Genomic DNA, 17,827 nt, shown 5'->3' with positions numbered 1-17,827 from the left:
CGAGGACCACGGCGGCGATCACGGCCAGGTACAGGTAATGCATCTTGTCTCGGCGACGCGGCGCCGCTTCGGGCGTTGTAGGCACCTTTGCCTCCAGCTCAGGGATGTCCGGGATTGCCGGTCACTATCACCCGGGCAGGTGAGCTGGGTCACGGTTGTGTTCATTGAGTTCGCGCGAGTGCCTTTAGGGGAATTCCGGCCGGGCGGTGCGAGCGGCCGGTCCGCCGGTGTGCTGGTATGGGCGGGTGCCCTCGACGACGCGGATCCGGACCAGGCGTGGCAGCCTCGCGCGCCAGCTGCTGATTCTCCAGCTCGTGGTGCTTTTCGTGCTCGTCGCGGCGGGGCTGACCTTCGCCTATCTCGATTCTGTCCGCGCCACCGGGGATCGCGCGCGCGATCAGGTGACCGCGGTCGCCGAAGCGGTGGCGGACGCGCCCGGCGTACTGGCCGCATTGTCCACTTCGGAGCCCAGCCGGACCTTGCAGCCGTTCGCGCAGAGTGTCCGCGCGGACACGGGTGTGGACTTCGTGACCATCATGGACAAGAACGGGATCCGCTTCACCCATCCGAATCCGGAGTTGATCGGGCAGCGGTTCATCGGGAACATCGGCGAAGCGCAACGCGGCGGCAGGGTCCTCGAGACCTATGCCGGTTCGCTGGGGCCGTCAGAACGCGTGGTGGTCCCGGTGCTCGGCACCGGAGGGCAGGTCGTCGCGCTGGTGTCGGTGGGCATCACGGTCGAGGCGATCGACGCCGAACTGCGCGAACGCCTGTGGCCGCTGATCGGGGTCGCGGCGGCCGTGCTGGTGGTCGGCGGGATCGGCAGCTACCTGGTCAGCGCGCGGCTCCGGCGGCAGACCAGGGGGATCGCTCCCGAGGAACTGAGCAACCTGTTCGAGTACCACGAAGCCGTCCTGCATTCGATGCGCGAGGGGCTGCTGCTCGTCGGCGGAGACGGCCGCGTGGTGCTGTGCAACGACGGCGCTCGCGCGCTGCTGGGCGTCGACGACGATCCGGTCGGCCGTGAACTGTCCGCATTGGACATTCCAGAAGACCTCGTCGAGGCGTTCACCTCCGGGGAGGAGCGCACCGACGAAATCCACCTCACCGAGGCCAGGGTGCTCGTCGTCAGCACCGCGCCGGTGCGCTCGCGGGGTGAGGCGATGGGCACCGTGGTGATCCTGCGCGACCACACGGAACTCCAGGCGCTCACCGGCGAACTGACCACGGTGCGCGGATTGGCGGAAGCGTTGCGGTCGCAGGCACACGAGGCGGCGAACCGGCTCCACACGGTCGTTTCACTGGTCGAGATCGGCCGTCCCGAACAGGCCGTCGAGTTCGCGACCGAGGAGCTCGCGCTGGCGCAGGAACTCACCGACCGCGTGGTCGGCGCGGTCGCCGAACCGGTGCTCGCGGCGTTGCTGCTGGGTAAGGCCGCGGAGGCGAGCGAGCGCGGCGTCGAGTTCACGATCACGCCCGACACCGTCATGGAGGACTCGGACACCGGTGTCCCGCCGCGGGATCTGGTGACCATCCTCGGCAACCTGATCGACAACGGCATCGACGCGGCGGTGGGGAACGCGGCGGACGGCGGGCGGCCCGGGGTCGAAGTGACCGTGCGATCCGGCGCCGACGAGCTGCTGTTGCGGGTCGCCGACACCGGCCCCGGCGTGGACGACGTCGAGGATGTGTTCCGGCGCGGCTGGTCCACCAAACCCGAGGACGGGCACGGACTCGGCCTGGCACTGGTGGGTCAGGCGGTGCGGCGGCACAGTGGGACCATCGACGTCGGCCGCGACGAGGGCGCGGTGTTCACCGTGCGCCTGCCGCTGAAGACATCGCCGAAGGAGCCGACTCGATGATCAAGGTGCTGGTCGTCGAGGACGAGCCGGTGGCGGCCGACGCGCACCGGGTCTACGTCGAGAGAATGCCCGGCTTCACCGTGGCCGGCGTCGTCCACTCCGGCGGCGACGCGCTGCGGTTCTGTGAACGTGAGCCGGTCGACCTGGTACTGCTGGACTTCTACCTCCCCGACACGCACGGGCTCGCGGTCTGCCGGTCGCTGCGCGCGGCCGGTCTCCCGATCGACGTCATCGCGGTGACCTCGGCCCGCGATCTGGCGCTGGTCAAGGCCGCGGTGTCCGTCGGCGTGGTCCAGTACCTGCTGAAACCGTTCACCTTCGCGTCTCTGCGGGAAAAACTCGAGCGCTACGCCGAGTTCCACGGCACCTCGGGCGAGGTCACCGGTCAGGCCGAGATCGACCGGGCGCTCGGCACGCTGCGCGCCACCGAGCGGCAGGCGCTGCCGAAGGGGATGAGCGCGCAGACCTTGGAATCGATCACCGAGGTCCTCGCTTCGGCCGCCGACGGCTTGTCCGCCGGGGCGGCGGCGACCGCGATCGGCGCCTCCCGGGTCACCGCGCGGCGCTACCTCGAATACCTCGCCGACAACGGCCTCGCCCAGCGCGAGCCCCGCTACGGCCAGGTCGGCCGCCCCGAGGTCTGGTACAAACCGAAAACCGTATAACGACCTATACCGCGGCGCACGGGCTACCGTGGACAGGGTGAAGATCGGCGAACTCGCGCGGAAGACCGGGGTCAGCGTCCGCGCGCTGCGCTATTACGAGGAAGAGGGCTTGATCAGCCCGGGCCGCGAGGGTAACGGCTACCGCGACTTCCGCGAGGGCTCGGTCGAGGCGGTCCTGCAGATCCGCGGGATGCTCGACGCCGGTCTGCCGGTCAGGCTGATCCGCGAAGTCCTCCCGTACCTCGACGGTCCGGAGGAAGTCCGGCCGAAGGCGCCGTGCGAGTACATGATCGGCGAGGTCGCGCGGCAGCGGGAAGTGCTCGACCGCCGGATCGCGCTCATGACCCGCAATCGCGACGCCCTCGACGCCTACCTGCGCGACTTGACTCTCACGCAAACGTGAGGGTTTTAGCGTGCGGCCATGACTTCGATGCGCGCGCTGCGCCAGGACTCCACGAACGGTCCTGAAGATCTCCACCTGATCACCGACACACCCGTCCCGGTTCCGGGGCCGGGCGAAATCCTGCTGAAGGTCACCGCGGCGGGCGTCAACTTCGCCGACGTCATGCAGACCCGGGGCACCTACGAAGGCGGTCCGAAGGCGCCGTACGTCGCGGGTTTCGAGGCCGCGGGTGAGGTCGTCGGCCTGGGGGACGCGGTGACCGGAGTCGCGCTCGGCGACCACGTCGTCGGAACCGGTGACGGGGCCTTCGCCGAGTACATGGTCCTGTCCGCGGCCGGTGCGGTCGCGGTGCCGGAGGGCTGGTCGGACGAGCAGGCTCCCGGGTTGCTGCTGAACTGGGCCACCGCGCTCGCCGCGCTCAAACCGCTGGGGCGGCTGGCCGCCGGGGAGACTGTGCTGGTGCAGGCGGCGGCGGGTGGGGTCGGTCAGGCCGCGGTCCGGCTGGCCAAGCACTACGGGGCCACCGTCATCGGCACCGCTTCACCGGGAAAGCACGACCTGGTGCGGGCGCTGGGCGCCGATCGCGTCCTCGGCTACGGAGAGGATCCCGGCGAAGTGGATCTCGTTCTCGAGTCCGTGGGCGGGGCGACGTTCGTCGCGAGCCTCGCCGCCGCCAAACGCGTCACCGGCCGGGTCGTGGTTTACGGCGTCGCCGGGGGAGAGGCCGCGATCACCAACCGCGAGCTGAACTTCCGGCACCAGATCCACCTGATCGGCCTGCACCTCGGTGTCCTGATCGAACACGCGCCGGGGATCTTCGCGGACCTGATGGACGAGCTGCGCGCGCTCATCGCCGCCGGCGTCTGCGCGCCGGGAACGCCGACGGTGTTCGACCTCGCGGACGGGCCCCGAGTGCTCACGGAGCTGGAGGCGCGGACCACCGCGGGCAAGCTGGTGCTCCGGCCCTGAACGCGGCGGACCGGATATCGTCGTATGCGAACGTGCGCATGTCAATAGGACGAAAGTGTTGGTAAATCACCAGCTGTCCAACGCGACGAAAGTCGGTGCCGGGCCGCGGCTGGGGCTCCTAAATTCACGAACCATTCCGTTGTCCTTTCAAGGAGTGGGTCCATGGCAAGGAAGTTCTTCGTCTCCGCCTCCGTGAGCTTGGCGCTGCTCGCCGTCCCGGTGACCGCGGGTCAGGCCACGGCCGCGGTCCAGCCTGCTCAGCAGACCGCTGCGGTGACCACGGTCTACTACGACGCCTCGGGGGCGCCCAGCTTCCGTGCCGCCATCCAGGCGGGCGCGGCGAACTGGAACAACTCGGTGTCCAACGTGAAGCTGCAGGAGAGCTCGTCGGGGGCCACCCTGCGCTACACCGAGGGCAACGACCCCTCCGGCTCGTACGCCGAGACCGACGGCCACGGCCGCGGCACCATCTTCATCGACTACACGCAGGCGAAGCAGTACGACCAGACCCGCATCGCCGCGCACGAGACCGGCCACGCGCTCGGCCTGCCGGACCACTACGAAGGCCCGTGCTCCGAGCTGATGTCCGGTGGTGGCCCCGGCCCGTCCTGCACCAACGCGAAGCCGAACGCGCAGGAGGTCTCGCGGGTGAACTCGCTGTGGGCCAACGGCCTCTTGGCGGCGGGCGCCCTGCAGCGCATCTACAACTGAGTCTCGTGAGTGGTAATGACGGTTAGAACCGTCATTACCACTCACGAGCCCCACTACTTACTGGCCTTGGAATTCATACGCGCCCGCATCGACCCGGGCGCCGGCGAAGACCGGGTTGCCGTCGACGTCGCGGTCGTCGTACTTCGTCGTGCCGAGGTCGATCGCCGGGCTTCCCGCCAGCAGGATCAGGTTCGTGGCCGAGGTGAACTTCGGGTCGGCCACCTTGTCCGTCGCCCCCGCCGTGAACTGCCGCAGTCCGCCGAAGTAGACGTTGTGGTCGGTCGCGGTGAAGGTCGCGTCCGCGTAGCCGACCTTGTACGCCGCCTGGACGACGTTCTGCGTCATCCTCAGCATCTGGTTCGTGCAGCCGCCGTAGCAGACGAAGCCCTCCGCCTCGGCGTTCGGGAGCCGGAGCGAGTTGTTGCGGAACACCGTGCCGAGCACCGGCCCGTTGCCGTCCGCCGCGCCGCGCGTGATGATCCCGCCGCGCGTCTTGGCACCGAAGATCGCGTTGTACTCGAAGATGTTGCCGGTCGAGACGCCGTCGGGGTCCTTCGCGTCGGTGCCGAGTTCGGTGAAGGTCTCGTTGTCCTCGGAGATGTTGTGGTGGATGACGTTGCGGGAGCCGTAGAAGATCTCGACCGCGGCGCCGTCGAGGCCGCCGAAGTCGTCGGCCTTCGCGATCGAGCCGCTGATCCGGTTCCAGCCGATGTCGGAGTCGTTGCCCTGGACCAGGACCGCGAACGCGCCGGAGTCGTCGTTGCCGCCCGGCGTCACGACGGTCATGTGGTTGTTGTCGACCAGGTCGTTCTGCGTGACCTCGGTGCGGTCCGCCGACGGCGCGATGTACACGCCCGCGCCGGCGCCGGTGATGAGGTTCGACAGCACCTTGTTCCGGTCGCCGGTCACCTTCACCCCCGCCCACGAACAACGCCCGGCGTGGGCCGCGACACCGATCTGCAGGTCCTGCACGCGATTGTCGTTGCCGGGCAGGTCCACACACGCTTCGGTGTCGCCCTTGACGATCGGGCGGGCGCCGGTGCCGTAGGCGCCGATCGTGACGCCCGAGCCTTTGACGGTGAGGCCGCCGGTCCAGGCTCCGCCGCGGCGCAACAGGACGGTGTCGCCCGCCGCGAACGTGGTCGCCGAGACCTTTGCCAGAGACTTCCACGGGGTCTGCTGCGAAGTGCCGCTCGCGTTGTCACTGCCCGAGACCTGGTCGACGTAGTAGGTCTTCGAGGCGGCTTCGGCCGTCGTGAAACCGGTGCACGCGAGGGCGGCGAGCACGGTCACGGAAAGCAGTTTCCAGGACATGCCGCGGACCGTAACCACCCCGCGCACAAGGTCCGTACAAAAGACCTGGGTGCTTGTCGGGGACCTTCGCGGACCTTGGCAGTTCTGGACCGGCGTCGGTTGGTCGTCCCACGAAGAGGACTCCGCCCGGATGCTCGCAGGGGTCGGGACCGCGTTCTCGGTGACCCGCGTCGGTGGCGAATACGTGCTGATCACCATGGACACGAGCCCCGCCTTCAGTCCGGTGATGCTCGCCTACACCGCTGCTTCGCCGACTGGCCCGTTCCGTGATCCTGTCGTTCTCCACCGGGCGCCCGAAGCCAGTGACCGGCGCATCGTCTACGACGCGACAGCGCATCCTCAGCTGAGCCGTCCCGGGAAGCTCACGGTGTCGTACAACGTGAACAGCCTCGACCACGGCGACAACTTCGACGACGCGCGGATCTACCGGCCGCGGTTCGTCGAGGTCGGGTGGCCGCCGGTACTACGCTTCATCGAGTGATCGAGATACTCGACGACCTCGACGTCCTCACCCGGCCGGATGCCGATCCGCGCGGTCTGAGTCTCGCCGGCGCCCGCTACGGGTCGAAAGCCGCCGACACCGTCGCCCGCGACAGCGTCATCGAGGTCACCCTCTCGCCGATCGTCCACCGCACGATCGGCGGAAGCGGCCGGGCCACGGAGTACTACGGCGCGGACGGTGAGCCCCTCTCTCGCGAAGAGGTGGTCGAGAACGTCGTCGAAACCGGGGGAGTCGTTCACTTTCCCGGCAAATTCAGCTACCGGATCGTCGGCGGGATGGTCTCCGGGTTCGCCTTCTACGGTGCCGAGCGTGGTCTTCTCGCCCACTTCGGGTATCTGCGGTCGCGTGGCGAGTTCCTCGGCGTGTTCGGAACACCCGATCTCGTCGAGGAGAGCTTCGATTGCGGTGAACTGATGGGATACCGGCACCGCTATCGGGCTGCCGAGAAGCAGGTCTTCTGGGACAGCTGGGACGATCGCGTGAGCTGGTTGAATCTCGGCGACTTCGACCCTCGCTGATCACTCGAGCGTGCGGTCTCGCGGCGATTCGATGGTCAGGGGCGCCGACGTGTCGCCGGTGAGCTGCCGAAGCTGAGTCATGGTCCGGTCGAGCTGCTCCGCCAGCCGCGGGATCGTGCTCGACGGGATATAGGCCTCAGCCCCGGCGTCGAGGAGACGGCGCACCGGTCCTTCGAACTTGACGCCGAGTTCGGCATCCTCGATCTCCGTGATCACGATCCGGGCCTTCGGGTACAACGCTCGGAAGTTGCCGATCAACTGCGGACTGGCGGGCGGGACCAGCAGGACGTCGACGGTCGGGGGTGCCGAGTGCAGGTCCAGCACGAGGTAGCCGGGGCCGAGCCGCTCGGACAGCGCATCCCGTGCCGAAGCCGAAAGTTTCATGGCGGTGGCGACGACCGTTATGTCCTCGGAAGCGGGGGCTGCGAACCCCCTGGCCTCGGGATACGCGCCGGAGATCGTCGCGATCGTCTCGCCGTCACGGGTGATCGGCACGTCCTCACCGGGGCGGAGAGTCTCGATGAGCGCTACGAGTTCTTCAGGGAGCTGGGTGACGTCGACCCACCGCGCGGACTGATCACTCATCACTCCATGATGGCCCCCGTCCGGTACTTATCGAGGGGGAGGGCAAAGGTGTCGCGAAAGCCACTTTCGGGACATCACATGTCTTGAAAGTGGCTTTCGCGGCACCTCCTTGAGGGCTGGGGAAGGTTGGTCACCCCTGGCGGTGTGAGCGGGAATCGGGGGGCGGGGGACATCAGGCCGCGGCGCGAGTCGACGTCGCTCGCGACACGACACGTTTGCCTCACCCCTTAATAAGCGCAAGGAAGGGGGCCATCACGTACTTACCGAGGCCGGCCCGGAACCCCCGGCCGCGTTTGCCAAGGAAGCGGCCCCTCCAGCGGCCGGTACTCGACGCCCAGCGCGTCCAGCCGCGGCAGGTGGTGATCCCGCAGCCGCGGGAGGAATTCCGCGTAGTCCCGCCCCTCCGGATCGCTCCACGCCACCTCGGCGAAAGCACACAACCGCGGGAAGGCGGCGTAGTCCACCCGCCGCACGGTGTCGAGGTGCTCGGACCACACCTGCGCCTGCGTGCCCAGAATCGTTTTGCCGGAGGGGAAGTCAGTGGGCACCGGCTCGTAGCCGTAGAAGCTCTCCAACGTCCTCAGATAGCCGACGGGGATCGGCTCGTCCGCGTGTCCGGACTGCCGGTGGTCCAGATAAACGTGGTCCTCGGGGCACATGACGACGTCGTGTCCGGCGGCCGCCGCGCGGGCACCGGCCGCCTCGCTCTGCCACGAGCCGATGACCATGGGCGGCAGGTCACTCGCTTCGAGCACCTCGTCCCAGCCCAGCGGACGACGTCCTCGTTCGACCAGGTGCCGTGCGATCTCGCGGACGAACCGGCCGTGTTCCTCGGTCGCGCCGGGTACTTCGTCCCCGCCGAGCGCGATGACCTCCGAGGGGAAGATCTCCAGGACGTGGTCGAAAACGCTCTTGAAGAAGTCCACTGTGGACTTGTCCGTGTTCAGCAGTGACGTGCTGATGCCCCAGCTCGTCCAGACCTCCCACGGTTCGTCGGTCTCCGGCCCGAGCTCGGGGTACGCGGCGATCGCGGCCCGCGCGTGGCCGGGGATGTCGACCTCCGGGACCACCGTCACCGCACGCGCGGCGGCGTACGCGACGATCTCGCGGAGATCGTCGGTCGTGTAGAACCCGCCGTGCGGTCGCCCGTCGCGCTCCGGGCCGTCGTGCCGCCCGACCATGGACGACTTCCGCCAGCCGCCGACCTCGGTCAGCCTGGGGAACTCGGGGATCTCGATCCGCCAGCCCTGGTCGTCGGTCAGATGCAGGTTGAGCACATTGAGCTTGTGCGCGGCGAGCAGGTCGATGAACCGCAGCACCTCGGCCTTGGTCCGGAAATGCCTCGCGACATCCAGTAGACAGCCACGCCAGCTGAACCTGGGGTGGTCGGTCACCACCCCGCACGGGATCGTCTGATGTCCACTGTGGATGGACGCCGCGCGGAAGGCGTCCGGTCCGATGAGCTGCCGGAGCGTCTGGCGACCGTAGAACTCGCCGGCCGCGTCGGCCACGTGCAGTCTCACGCCGGACGGGTCGATCTCCAGGCGATAGCCTTCGGAGGGAAGTCCCGAATCCGCGCGTACGTCCACTTCGGACGGTACTGAACACTGTCCCGGCATGGGTTCCACCGAGACGGGACGGGGGAGCAGCGTTTCGAATCCCGGCATGTCAGCCCTTCACCGCGCCGCCCATGACGGACACGAGTCGTCGTTGGACAAGAATGAAGAACACCAGCACCGGGATGGTCATGAGGGTCGAGCCCGCCATCACCGCGCCCCAGTCGGTGTCCTCCGGTTTGAAGAACACGAGAATCGCCAGCGGAAGCGTCTGGTTCTCGGTGTTGGAGATGATGAACGTCTTGGCGAACAGGAAGTCGTTCCAGGCGTGGATGAACGCCAGCACGCTGATCGCCACCAGCCCGGGCGCCACCAGCGGGAAGAGGATCTGCCAGGTGAACCGCATCCGGCTCGCGCCGTCGATCTTCGACGCCTCTTCCAGTTCCTGCGGCACCGCCGCGACGAACCCGCGCAGCATCCAGATCGCGAACGGCAGACTGAACGCCAGGTGCACCAGGATCAGCGAGCCGAGGTGGTTGGTGCCGAACGCCGGCGCGACGTCGCCGACCGACCGCATCAGGAAGAACAACGGAATGGTCAGCGCCTCGACCGGCACCATCTGCGCCACCAGCACCATGACCAGCAGGACGGTCTTGCCTTTGAAGTTGAACCGGGTCAGCGCCACCGCCGAGAGGAACGACAGCAGCAGCGACAGCGCCACCACCACGACCGCCACGAGCACGCTGTTCAGGAAGAACATCGCGAAACCCTCGCCGGTGAGCACCCGTTCGAAGTGCTCCAGCGTCGGCGTAAGCGTCCACGGGCGAGGGTTCTCCGCCTGGATCTGCCCGGTGGGCTTGAACGCCGAAAGCACCATCCAGTACACCGGGAACGCGACCATCCCGGCGATCACCACACAGACGATCTCGGCGATCAGCCGCCCCGGGCGCTTGATCCGGCGGGTCTTCGGCGCTGTCGTCACACCCATCCCGCGCTCCGGCGTTGCGACCGGACATACAGCCCGGTGATGGACAGCAGCAGCAAGGTCATCACGACTCCGAGCGCCGCGCCGAGACCGTATTCCTGCCCGGCGAAGGCTTGTTGGTAGGCGAAAACGTTGAGCACGAGGTTGCGCCCGGCCACGCCGCCGCCGTTGGTCATCACGTAGATCTGGGTGAAGATCTTGAAGTCCCAGATGATCGACTGGATCGTGGCGATGGTGAGCAGCGGCCGCACCATCGGCAACGTAATCGACCACGTGGTGCGCCAGGTCGACGCGCCGTCGAGGTACGCGGCCTCGATGACCTCTTCCGGCACCCCCTTGATCCCCGCGTACATCGTCACCATGACGAACGGGAACGAGCACCAGATGACCTCGGCGGCCACCAGGCCGAAGGTGCTGTAAGTGTCGAAGGTCCAGGAGTGGTTCGCCATCCCAGTGAACCCGATCCCCGACAGCACCTCGTTGACCAGGCCGAAGTCCGCGTCGAACAGGAACAGCCAGACGTACGAGCCCGCCATCGCCGGTGTCGCCCAGGCGGCCAGCGCCGCCAGGAACAGCGGGACCCGCGCCCACGCGCGGACCCGGGTGGCCAGGACGGCCAGTCCCGTCCCGAGCGCCAGACTCCCGACGACGCAGACCGCGGTGAAGCCGAGGGTCTTGGCCAGCACTTCCCAGAACTGGACGTTCTCCAGCAGTTCGACGTAGTTCCCGAAGCCGAGGAACACCAGCGGCGCGTTGCCGACGGCCTGCGGCTGGCCGTAGTCGTAGAACGAGATCAGGACGAGCTGGTAGATCGGGTAGACCAGCATGGCCAGCAGCAGGATGCCGCCGGGCGCCAGATAGAGCAGGGCGGCCCGCCCGTCCCGGCGACGGCGGGATGACCGCCGAGCCGGGGCGGGCGAGGCCACGGTGCGAGTGATTTCCTTCGTGACCACTTAACCGAACGCCTTGTTCATCTCGGCGGACGCGGTGGCCAGCGCGGTGGCCGGGTCCTTGCCGCCGGTCGCGATCTGCTGGATCGCGGTCGGCAGCACGTTCTGCGCGTCGATCTTCGACCACGCCGCGGTGGCGGGGACGAACTTCGTGCCCGCGGTGAGCGTGTCGACGAACGGCTTGACCGACGGGTCGCTCGCGGCGACCTTCTGCTGGACACTGCCGAGTGTCGGCAGGTTGCCCATGGCGACGTACATCTTCTCCTGGTACTTGGCGCCACCGAGCAGTTCGGTGAACTCGACCGCGAGGCTCTTGCGCTTGGTCGCGTTGAACACGCCGAGCAGGTTCCCGCCCGCGAACGCCGGCGCGATCTTGCCCGCCTCGGTACCCGGGATCGGGATGATCGCGTACTTGCCCTTCACCTGACCGGCTTCGACGGCCTTGCGATTGAAGTCACCACCGATCGACATCCCCGCCTTGCCGCCCGCGAACGCCTGGATGCTCTGCGTTCCGGTGAGGTTGGCGCACTGCTCGGGCGGGCAGATGTCCGCCTTCAGCAGGTTCGCGTACGCCGCGACACCGGCCTTGGCCTCCTCGGAGTCCAGTGTGGACTTCCACTTGTCGCCGTCCTGCTTGGCGATCTCGCCGCCGTGTGCCCACAGGAACGGCAGCATCGCGTAGGTGTACTTGCCACCGACGGAGATGCCGTACAGCTCCGGCTTCTTGGCGCGGATCGTCTTCGCGGTCTCGCTCAGTTCCGCCAGCGTCGTCGGCGGCTTGAGGCCGAGTTCGGCGAAGAGGTCCGTGCGGTAGTACAAGGCGCGGATGCCGGTGAACCACGGAAGTCCGTACGTCTTGCCGCCGGACTTCGCCGTCTCCAGCACCGCGGGCAGGATGTCGGCGCCTTCCTTCCACGACGAGAGATCGCCGGTGAGGTCGGCCAGCGCGCCGGTGGCGGCGTAGCTGGAGACGTCGGTGTTGCCGAACTCGGCGACGTCCGGCGCGCTGGCCGGGTCGTTGAAGGCGCCGGAGAACTTGTCCGCACGGCCTTCCACCGGGATCCACTGGACGTCGACCTCGACGCCCGAATGCGCCGCCTTGAACTCGGCGATCGCCTCCTTGACCGCGGCCTCCTTGGGCGCGCGGTTGGCCTCGTCGAACAGCCACACCCGAACCGTGCCGGACTTCTCGTCACCGCCGCTCGCGGCGGGGGTGTTCTGGGCCGGCGCACAGCCTGAGACGAGGCCGATCGCCGCGAGGCCCGCGATGAGGACGCGAGTTCTCATGAGAGTTTCTCCTTAGGTGAACAAGACGGAATTGACCTGGGGGAGCGCCAGTTTCCCGGCGACGGCACCAGGAAGACCGGTGTCGGGGTCACGCGGCAGCCAGCTGAGCGTGCCGGACTTGTCGCTCGAAACGTAGAACCAGCGCTCGGTCGGATCGAGCGTGAAGTGACGCGGATACACACCACCGACAGGTGCGTTGTTCAGCAGCTTCAAGGACTTCCCGTCCTCGCTGACGCTGAACGACGCGATCGTGTCGGAGCCGCGCACGGAGGCGTAGACGAACTTCCCGTCCTTGGACGTGGTGATCTCTCCCGGGTACTGCGCGCCGGGCGTGCCCGCCGGAACGGCCGGGACCACCTGCCCGGCGGTCAGTTTCCCGGTGGCCGGGTTCCACGCCGCGACGGTCACCTCGGCGCGCAACTCGCCCAGGATGTAGGCGTACTTGCCTCCTCTGTGGAACGCGAGGTGCCGGGGACCGGCGCCCGAGGGGAGCTTGAGCTGCTGGTTCAGCTTCAGCTTCCCGGTCGGGACATCGAGCTTGTAGACGTACACCGAATCCGCGCCGAGGTCGACCGCGAGCACCCACTTGCCGGTGGGATCGTTGACGACCTGGTGCGCGTGCGCCTGCCGCTCGGCGCCCTTGTGCTGCGCCAGATCGACGACGTCGCCGAGTTTCCCGCCCGCGAGGATCGGGAGGACGACGACGCTGCCGCTGCTGTAGTTCGCGGCGAGCACGTACTTCTGGCTCGCATGGACGCTCAGATGCGTCGGGTGCTGACCCTTCGCCGACTTCTTGTTGAGCAGCTTGGGTTTCGCCGGATCGGCGAGACTCAGCGCGGAGATCTGGCCGTTCTCGTCCTCATTGGTCACATACAGCGTCTTGCGGTCGGCACTGAGGTCGAACCAGGAAGCGTTGCTCACTCCCGGAATCGTCCGGTCGACGACCACCGCGTTCGTGGTCGCGTCCCGGTGAGCGACATCGAGCCCGTGCCCGGAACTGGTGTAGCTGCTGACGTAGATGGCCCCGGTTCCCTCCGGTCCGCAGGTCTGTTCGGAAGCGTTCGCGAGCTGGGAACCGAGAACGGTGGTGAGTCCAGCCGCTCCGACGGCGCCGAGGAAGGTGCGTCGATCGAGTCCGGTCATCGTGATTTCTCCCAGATGTCGGGTGGTTTAAACCACTGCCATGAGCAATGCTGCCACGCCGAAACCGGAAACGGAAAGGACGGTTTCCAAGACGGTCCAGGTTTTCAGGGTCTGCGGCACCGTCATGTCGAAGTACCGCGAGATGATCCAGAACCCGCCGTCGTTCACGTGGGAGGCGATGATCGACCCGGCGGAGATCGCGACGACCAGCAGCGCGAGCTGAATCTGCGAGTAACCCAGCGTCGCCACCGTCGGCGCGACGATGCCGCTCGTGGTCACGATCGCGACGGTCGCCGAACCCTGCGCGATCCGCATCCCGCAACTGATCACGTACGCGGCCAGGATGACCGGGAGGCCGGCGTTGTCCAGCGATCCCGCGACCGCCTTTCCGATCCCCGTCGCGGCCAGCACGGCGCCGAAGAACGCGCCCGCGCCGACCACCAGGAGGATCATCGCGACCGGGCGGAGCGACTTCGCCGAAAGCTCGCTCAAGTCCTTGCCCGTCAAGCCGCGGCGAAGTCCCAGCAGCCAGGACGCGAGCAGCACCGAGATCGTCAGCGCGACCGCCGGGGTGCCGATGAACGCGGCCACCCCGGCCGCCGCGGAATTCTTCGGAAGCCAGATACTGCCGAAGGTCCCGGCGAGGATGAGCACCAGCGGAACCGCGATGATCGCCGACACGAGAACGAGAGACGGCGCGTTCTCCTCCTTTTCGCCTTCTTCCTCGGCCACCAGGAATTCCGCGGGGACCGCGACGTTGATGCGCTTGCCGATCCAGGTGGAATACGCCACACCGCCGACGAGGAACGCCGGGATACCGCAGACCAGTCCCATCAGGATGATCCAGCCGAGTTCCACGTGCAGCAGGCCGGCCGCGGCCACCGGGCCGGGGTGCGGCGGGAGGAACGCGTGCGTGATGGAAAGACCGGCGAGCAGCGGCAACGCGTACAGCACCAATGACCGGCCGCCCTGTTTGGCGGCGACGTAGACCAGCGGTGCCAGCACGAAGATGCCGATGTCGAAGAAGACCGGGATACCGAAGACGAACCCCGCGAGACCCATCGCGAGCGGCGCCCGCTTCTCACCGATGGCCCGCAGCAGCGCGCCGGTGAGCACCTTCGCCCCACCGGAACGCTCCAAAATGGACCCGAGGATCGTGCCGAGTCCGATGATCGCGGCGATATGCCCGAGGATCCCGCCGAAACCCTTTTCCAGCAGGGAATCCGATGCCTTCTGCGCGGAACCGACGATCTGGCCGACCGGCAGGCCCGCGGCCAGCGCGGTCAGCAGGCCGACCACGATCAGGGCGATGAAGGGCTCGAGTTTGACCTTGATGATGAGCAGCAGCAAGACCGCGATCGAGACGGCGGCGAGGGTCAGAAGACCTCCCGTCGAATGTTGGAGCCAATCGATCATCGGGCACTCCCGGGGTTCCGCAGTGAATGGCCGGCGAGGGCGCCGGTCGGTTGACCATCGTCGATGGCGGCGACACCGTTGACGAAGACGTGGGGGATACCGGCGGCCTGCTGCCGCGGCTCGTCGAACGTGGCGGTGTCGGCGACGGTTTCCGGGTCGAACAGCACGAGATCCGCCGCGTATCCGGCGCGGACGAGGCCTCGGTCGGTGAGCCGCAGGCGTTTCGCGGCACGGCCGGTGAGATGGGCGACGCATTCGGCGAGGTCGAGGACGCCGAGCTCGCGGACGTAGCGCGCGAGGTAGCGCGGGAACGTGCCCCAGGCGCGGGGATGCGGTCGCGCCCCGACGAGAAGCCCGTCGCTGCCGCCGGTGTGCGTGCGGTGGCGCATGATCGCCTGGACGTTCTCCTCGTGCCCGACGTGCATGAGGCAGGACGTGCCGAGCTTTTCCGAGAGCAGGACGTCGAAGTACAGCTCCGCGGCGGGCTTCCCGGCCTGCTGCGCCGAAGCGGCGACGGAGTGGCCGACGAGGTGGGAGTTCTCGTCGCGGCGGACGCCGTTGATCTCGATGGCGTCCCAGTCGATAGGTACGCCGTGAGCGCCGTCGGAGCCGGTCTCCTCGATCTCGGCGCGGATCCGCTCGCGAGCATCCACATCGGACAGACGCGCCAGAGTGGCGTCGAGCCCGCCTTCGGTCGACCAGCTCGGCAGCAACGCGGAAAGGTAAGTGGCGCCGGGGAGATAGGGATAGGTGTCCAGCGAGATGTCACAGCCGTCGTCGAGTGCCTCGTCGAGCAGGTCCAGCAGCTGGGGTGCCTTGCCCTTGTTCACCGAGAAGTTCATCGTGGCGTGCGCGAGATGGAGCGGGCAGCCGGAACGACGCGAGACGTCGACCATCTCGCCGAAGGCCTCGAGCGCGCCCTTGCCGTAGCTGCGGTGATGCGGGCTGTAGAAGCCGCCGTTTTCGCCGACAACCCGGCACAGCTCGACGAGTTCCTCGGTGGTCGCGTACATGCCCGGCGTGTAGGTGAGCCCGGACGACAGGCCCATGGCACCTTCGGCCAGCCCCGTCGCGACCAGTTCCTTCATCGCGTTCATTTCGGCCTCGGTCGCGGGCCGGTCTTCCCAGCCGACGGTGAGCATCCGGACGGTGCCCTGCGGCACCAGGTAGGCGGCGTTGACCGCGACCCCGGCGTCGAGCCGATCGAGGTATTCCCCGACCGAACGCCAGTTCCAGTCGAATCCGGCCGGGTCGTCGTTCCACCCGGCGAGCTGCTGGCGTAGCGACGCCAGGACGTCGTCGTTCACGGGCGCGTACGAAAGCCCGTCCTGCCCGAGGACCTCGGTGGTGACGCCCTGCGAGAGCTTCGCGAGGTGGTCCGGATTCGCGAGCAGCTGGAGGTCGGAGTGCGAATGCATGTCGATGAACCCGGGCGCGAGCACGAGTCCGTCGGCGTCGATGGTGCGGCGGCCCGCGAGCGAGCCGGGTTCGGCGACACTGGCGATCCGGCCTCCCGAGATGCCCACGTCGTGCCTGGTGAGCGGATCTCCGGTGCCGTCGGCGACCAGTGCGGAGCGGACAACGATGTCCATGGCGATTCTTCCTCTGCGGCGGTGGAGGACGGATCAGAAATGGGTGCGGACGAAATCGAGCACGGTCTCGCCGTCGGGGCCGACGACCGGGATGAGGGGCCATTTGTCGAAAACAGTGCACGGATGCGACAGGCCGAGTGCGACCCAGTCGCCGACCTCGACTGGCGAAGACGCGGGCAAGGTGAGGAAGGCGTGCTGGTCGTTCATCTTCTGGATGGAGTGACCTTCGAGCGCGGACGGCGGCCCGTCGCCCTTGCGGATCAGCCGGGGCTCCGGCATGCCTTCGTCGAAGGACGCGTCCCGTTTGCCGATGGTGAGCAGCGCGAGTTCGTCGGTCGGCTTCGACGTCACCTGCGCCCAGGCACGCAGCGCGGGACGGAACGAGGCGACGCCGCCGATGCGCGGGTGTTCGCCCAGCGGTGAGATCACGCGGTAGAAGCCGTCGTCGTGGGTCACGTAGGCACCGCTGCGCAGGATCGGCAGGACGTCCAGGTCGCGCCAGTCCTTGGTGAGTTCGTCGGCGACGCGATCGAAATACGCGCTGCCCCCGCCGGTGACGATGATCTGACCGGCGTCGTCGAGCAGGCCTTTCGCGGCGAAGGCGAAGACGAGTTCGCGCAGTCCGTCCACATAGGAGCTGATCAGCTGGAGCGACTTTTCGTCCGTGTGGTGGGAAAGGGCGCCTTCGTAGCCGCCGGATCCGCGCAACCGCAGTGCCGGGCTAGCGTGCGCGGCTTCGGCGACGGCGAGCGCGGTCTCGATGTCACGGACACCGGTGCGGCCGCCTTCCGCGCCGAGTTCGACGAGGACGTCCACCTTGCGGCGGGCACCACGCAGGGCTTCGGTCATCAGCTCGACACCGCGGACCGAATCGACCCAGCAGACGAACGCGAAGTCGTCGTCGGCGTCCAGTTCCGCGGCGAGCCACTTCAGCCCCGACGGGTCGAGCAACTGGTTCGCCAGCAGGATCCGGGAAACGCCGAACGCCCGATAGATCCGCAGATGCCCGGCGTTCGCGCAGGTGATGCCCCACGAGCCGTGCTTCAGCTGCCGCTCGAACAGTTGCGGCGCCATCGTCGTCTTGCCGTGCGGGGCCAGCGCGACCCCGCGTTCGGCGCACCAGTCCGCCATCGTGCGGAGGTTGTGTTCGAGAGCTTCCTCGTCGAGCACCACGAAGGGGCCGAGGAAGCCGTCGTCGAACAGCTTGGCCCCGCGGGTGGCGGCTTCGCCGATCGTGAGGCCGGACAGCGAGGGCGCCACCGAGCGGAAGCGCCAGTCGACGCGCTCCTCCCGGATGGCCGCGACCGCGGCGGAATCGATGGTGCCGGCTTGGAACATGAGGTTCACCTCGGTTGCGTATGTTGCAACG

Annotated in this window: 17 protein-coding genes; 7 read left to right on the top strand and 10 right to left on the bottom strand. The window is 67.9% G+C overall.

Annotation, left to right across the window (positions count from 1 at the left end):
• Positions 1-245: 245 nt before the first annotated feature.
• From ACZ54P_RS39775 to ACZ54P_RS39755, 5 genes are all read left to right on the top strand, one after another.
• A complete protein-coding gene (locus ACZ54P_RS39775) occupies positions 246-1,862 on the top strand; it encodes an ATP-binding protein (protein ID WP_465466788.1) in 1,617 nt (538 codons plus the stop codon).
• Positions 1,859-2,527, top strand: a complete 669-nt coding sequence (locus tag ACZ54P_RS39770; protein ID WP_465466787.1) for a response regulator — start codon at positions 1,859-1,861, stop codon at positions 2,525-2,527. The genes ACZ54P_RS39775 and ACZ54P_RS39770 overlap by 4 nt, the downstream gene beginning before the upstream one ends.
• A gap of 37 nt (positions 2,528-2,564) precedes the next feature.
• A complete protein-coding gene (locus ACZ54P_RS39765; RefSeq protein WP_465466786.1) occupies positions 2,565-2,930 on the top strand; it encodes a MerR family transcriptional regulator in 366 nt (121 codons plus the stop codon).
• Between the two features lie 18 nt (positions 2,931-2,948).
• The gene (locus ACZ54P_RS39760; protein WP_465466785.1) at positions 2,949-3,899 is read left to right on the top strand and encodes an alcohol dehydrogenase catalytic domain-containing protein; all 951 of its coding nucleotides are present in this window, start codon (positions 2,949-2,951) and stop codon (positions 3,897-3,899) included.
• A 162-nt stretch (positions 3,900-4,061) separates the two neighbouring features.
• On the top strand, positions 4,062-4,610 hold the full coding sequence (locus ACZ54P_RS39755; protein ID WP_465466784.1) for a snapalysin family zinc-dependent metalloprotease: 549 nt from the start codon (positions 4,062-4,064) through the stop codon (positions 4,608-4,610).
• 57 nt (positions 4,611-4,667) lie between these two features.
• On the opposite strand, the gene ACZ54P_RS39750 is transcribed toward ACZ54P_RS39755, so the two are convergent.
• Complete coding sequence (locus tag ACZ54P_RS39750; RefSeq protein ID WP_465466783.1) at positions 4,668-5,924, bottom strand: choice-of-anchor Q domain-containing protein; 1,257 nt, start codon at positions 5,922-5,924, stop codon at positions 4,668-4,670.
• Between the two features lie 130 nt (positions 5,925-6,054).
• On the opposite strand from ACZ54P_RS39750, the gene ACZ54P_RS39745 reads away from it, so the two are divergent.
• Positions 6,055-6,405 (top strand): hypothetical protein, encoded by a 351-nt coding sequence (locus tag ACZ54P_RS39745; protein ID WP_465466782.1) that lies wholly within the window; start codon positions 6,055-6,057, stop codon positions 6,403-6,405.
• A complete protein-coding gene (locus ACZ54P_RS39740) occupies positions 6,402-6,944 on the top strand; it encodes a hypothetical protein (RefSeq protein WP_465466781.1) in 543 nt (180 codons plus the stop codon). Before ACZ54P_RS39745 ends, ACZ54P_RS39740 begins: the two co-directional genes overlap by 4 nt.
• On the opposite strand, the gene ACZ54P_RS39735 is transcribed toward ACZ54P_RS39740, so the two are convergent.
• From ACZ54P_RS39735 to ACZ54P_RS39695, 9 genes are all read right to left on the bottom strand, one after another.
• Positions 6,945-7,529, bottom strand: a complete 585-nt coding sequence (locus ACZ54P_RS39735; RefSeq protein ID WP_465466780.1) for a hypothetical protein — start codon at positions 7,527-7,529, stop codon at positions 6,945-6,947. It lies immediately after the preceding gene.
• A 260-nt stretch (positions 7,530-7,789) separates the two neighbouring features.
• Positions 7,790-9,196: a beta-N-acetylhexosaminidase gene (locus ACZ54P_RS39730; RefSeq protein WP_465466779.1), complete on the bottom strand. Its 1,407-nt coding sequence runs from the start codon at positions 9,194-9,196 to the stop codon at positions 7,790-7,792.
• A 1-nt stretch (position 9,197) separates the two neighbouring features.
• Complete coding sequence (locus ACZ54P_RS39725; protein WP_465466778.1) at positions 9,198-10,073, bottom strand: carbohydrate ABC transporter permease; 876 nt, start codon at positions 10,071-10,073, stop codon at positions 9,198-9,200.
• On the bottom strand, positions 10,064-11,023 hold the full coding sequence (locus ACZ54P_RS39720) for a carbohydrate ABC transporter permease (protein ID WP_465466777.1): 960 nt from the start codon (positions 11,021-11,023) through the stop codon (positions 10,064-10,066). The genes ACZ54P_RS39725 and ACZ54P_RS39720 overlap by 10 nt, the downstream gene beginning before the upstream one ends.
• Entirely contained in the window at positions 11,024-12,307 is a 1,284-nt protein-coding gene (locus ACZ54P_RS39715) for an extracellular solute-binding protein (protein WP_465466776.1), read from the bottom strand.
• Positions 12,308-12,319: 12 nt separating this feature from the next.
• Positions 12,320-13,450 carry a lactonase family protein gene (locus tag ACZ54P_RS39710; RefSeq protein WP_465466775.1) on the bottom strand — a complete coding sequence of 377 codons (1,131 nt, stop codon included), beginning with the start codon at positions 13,448-13,450 and terminating at the stop codon, positions 12,320-12,322.
• Between the two features lie 27 nt (positions 13,451-13,477).
• Complete coding sequence (locus tag ACZ54P_RS39705; protein WP_465466774.1) at positions 13,478-14,866, bottom strand: GntP family permease; 1,389 nt, start codon at positions 14,864-14,866, stop codon at positions 13,478-13,480.
• The gene (locus ACZ54P_RS39700; RefSeq protein WP_465466773.1) at positions 14,863-16,458 is read right to left on the bottom strand and encodes an N-acyl-D-amino-acid deacylase family protein; all 1,596 of its coding nucleotides are present in this window, start codon (positions 16,456-16,458) and stop codon (positions 14,863-14,865) included. The genes ACZ54P_RS39705 and ACZ54P_RS39700 overlap by 4 nt, the downstream gene beginning before the upstream one ends.
• Before the next feature lie 33 nt (positions 16,459-16,491).
• Positions 16,492-17,796 (bottom strand): amino acid deaminase, encoded by a 1,305-nt coding sequence (locus ACZ54P_RS39695; protein WP_465466772.1) that lies wholly within the window; start codon positions 17,794-17,796, stop codon positions 16,492-16,494.
• Between the last annotated feature and the right edge of the window lie 31 nt (positions 17,797-17,827).

It is taken from the genome of Amycolatopsis sp. NPDC034160 (assembly GCF_055575355.1).
The sequence above is the reverse complement of the archived record's forward strand: the minus strand, read 5'-3'. Positions and strand labels throughout refer to the sequence as shown.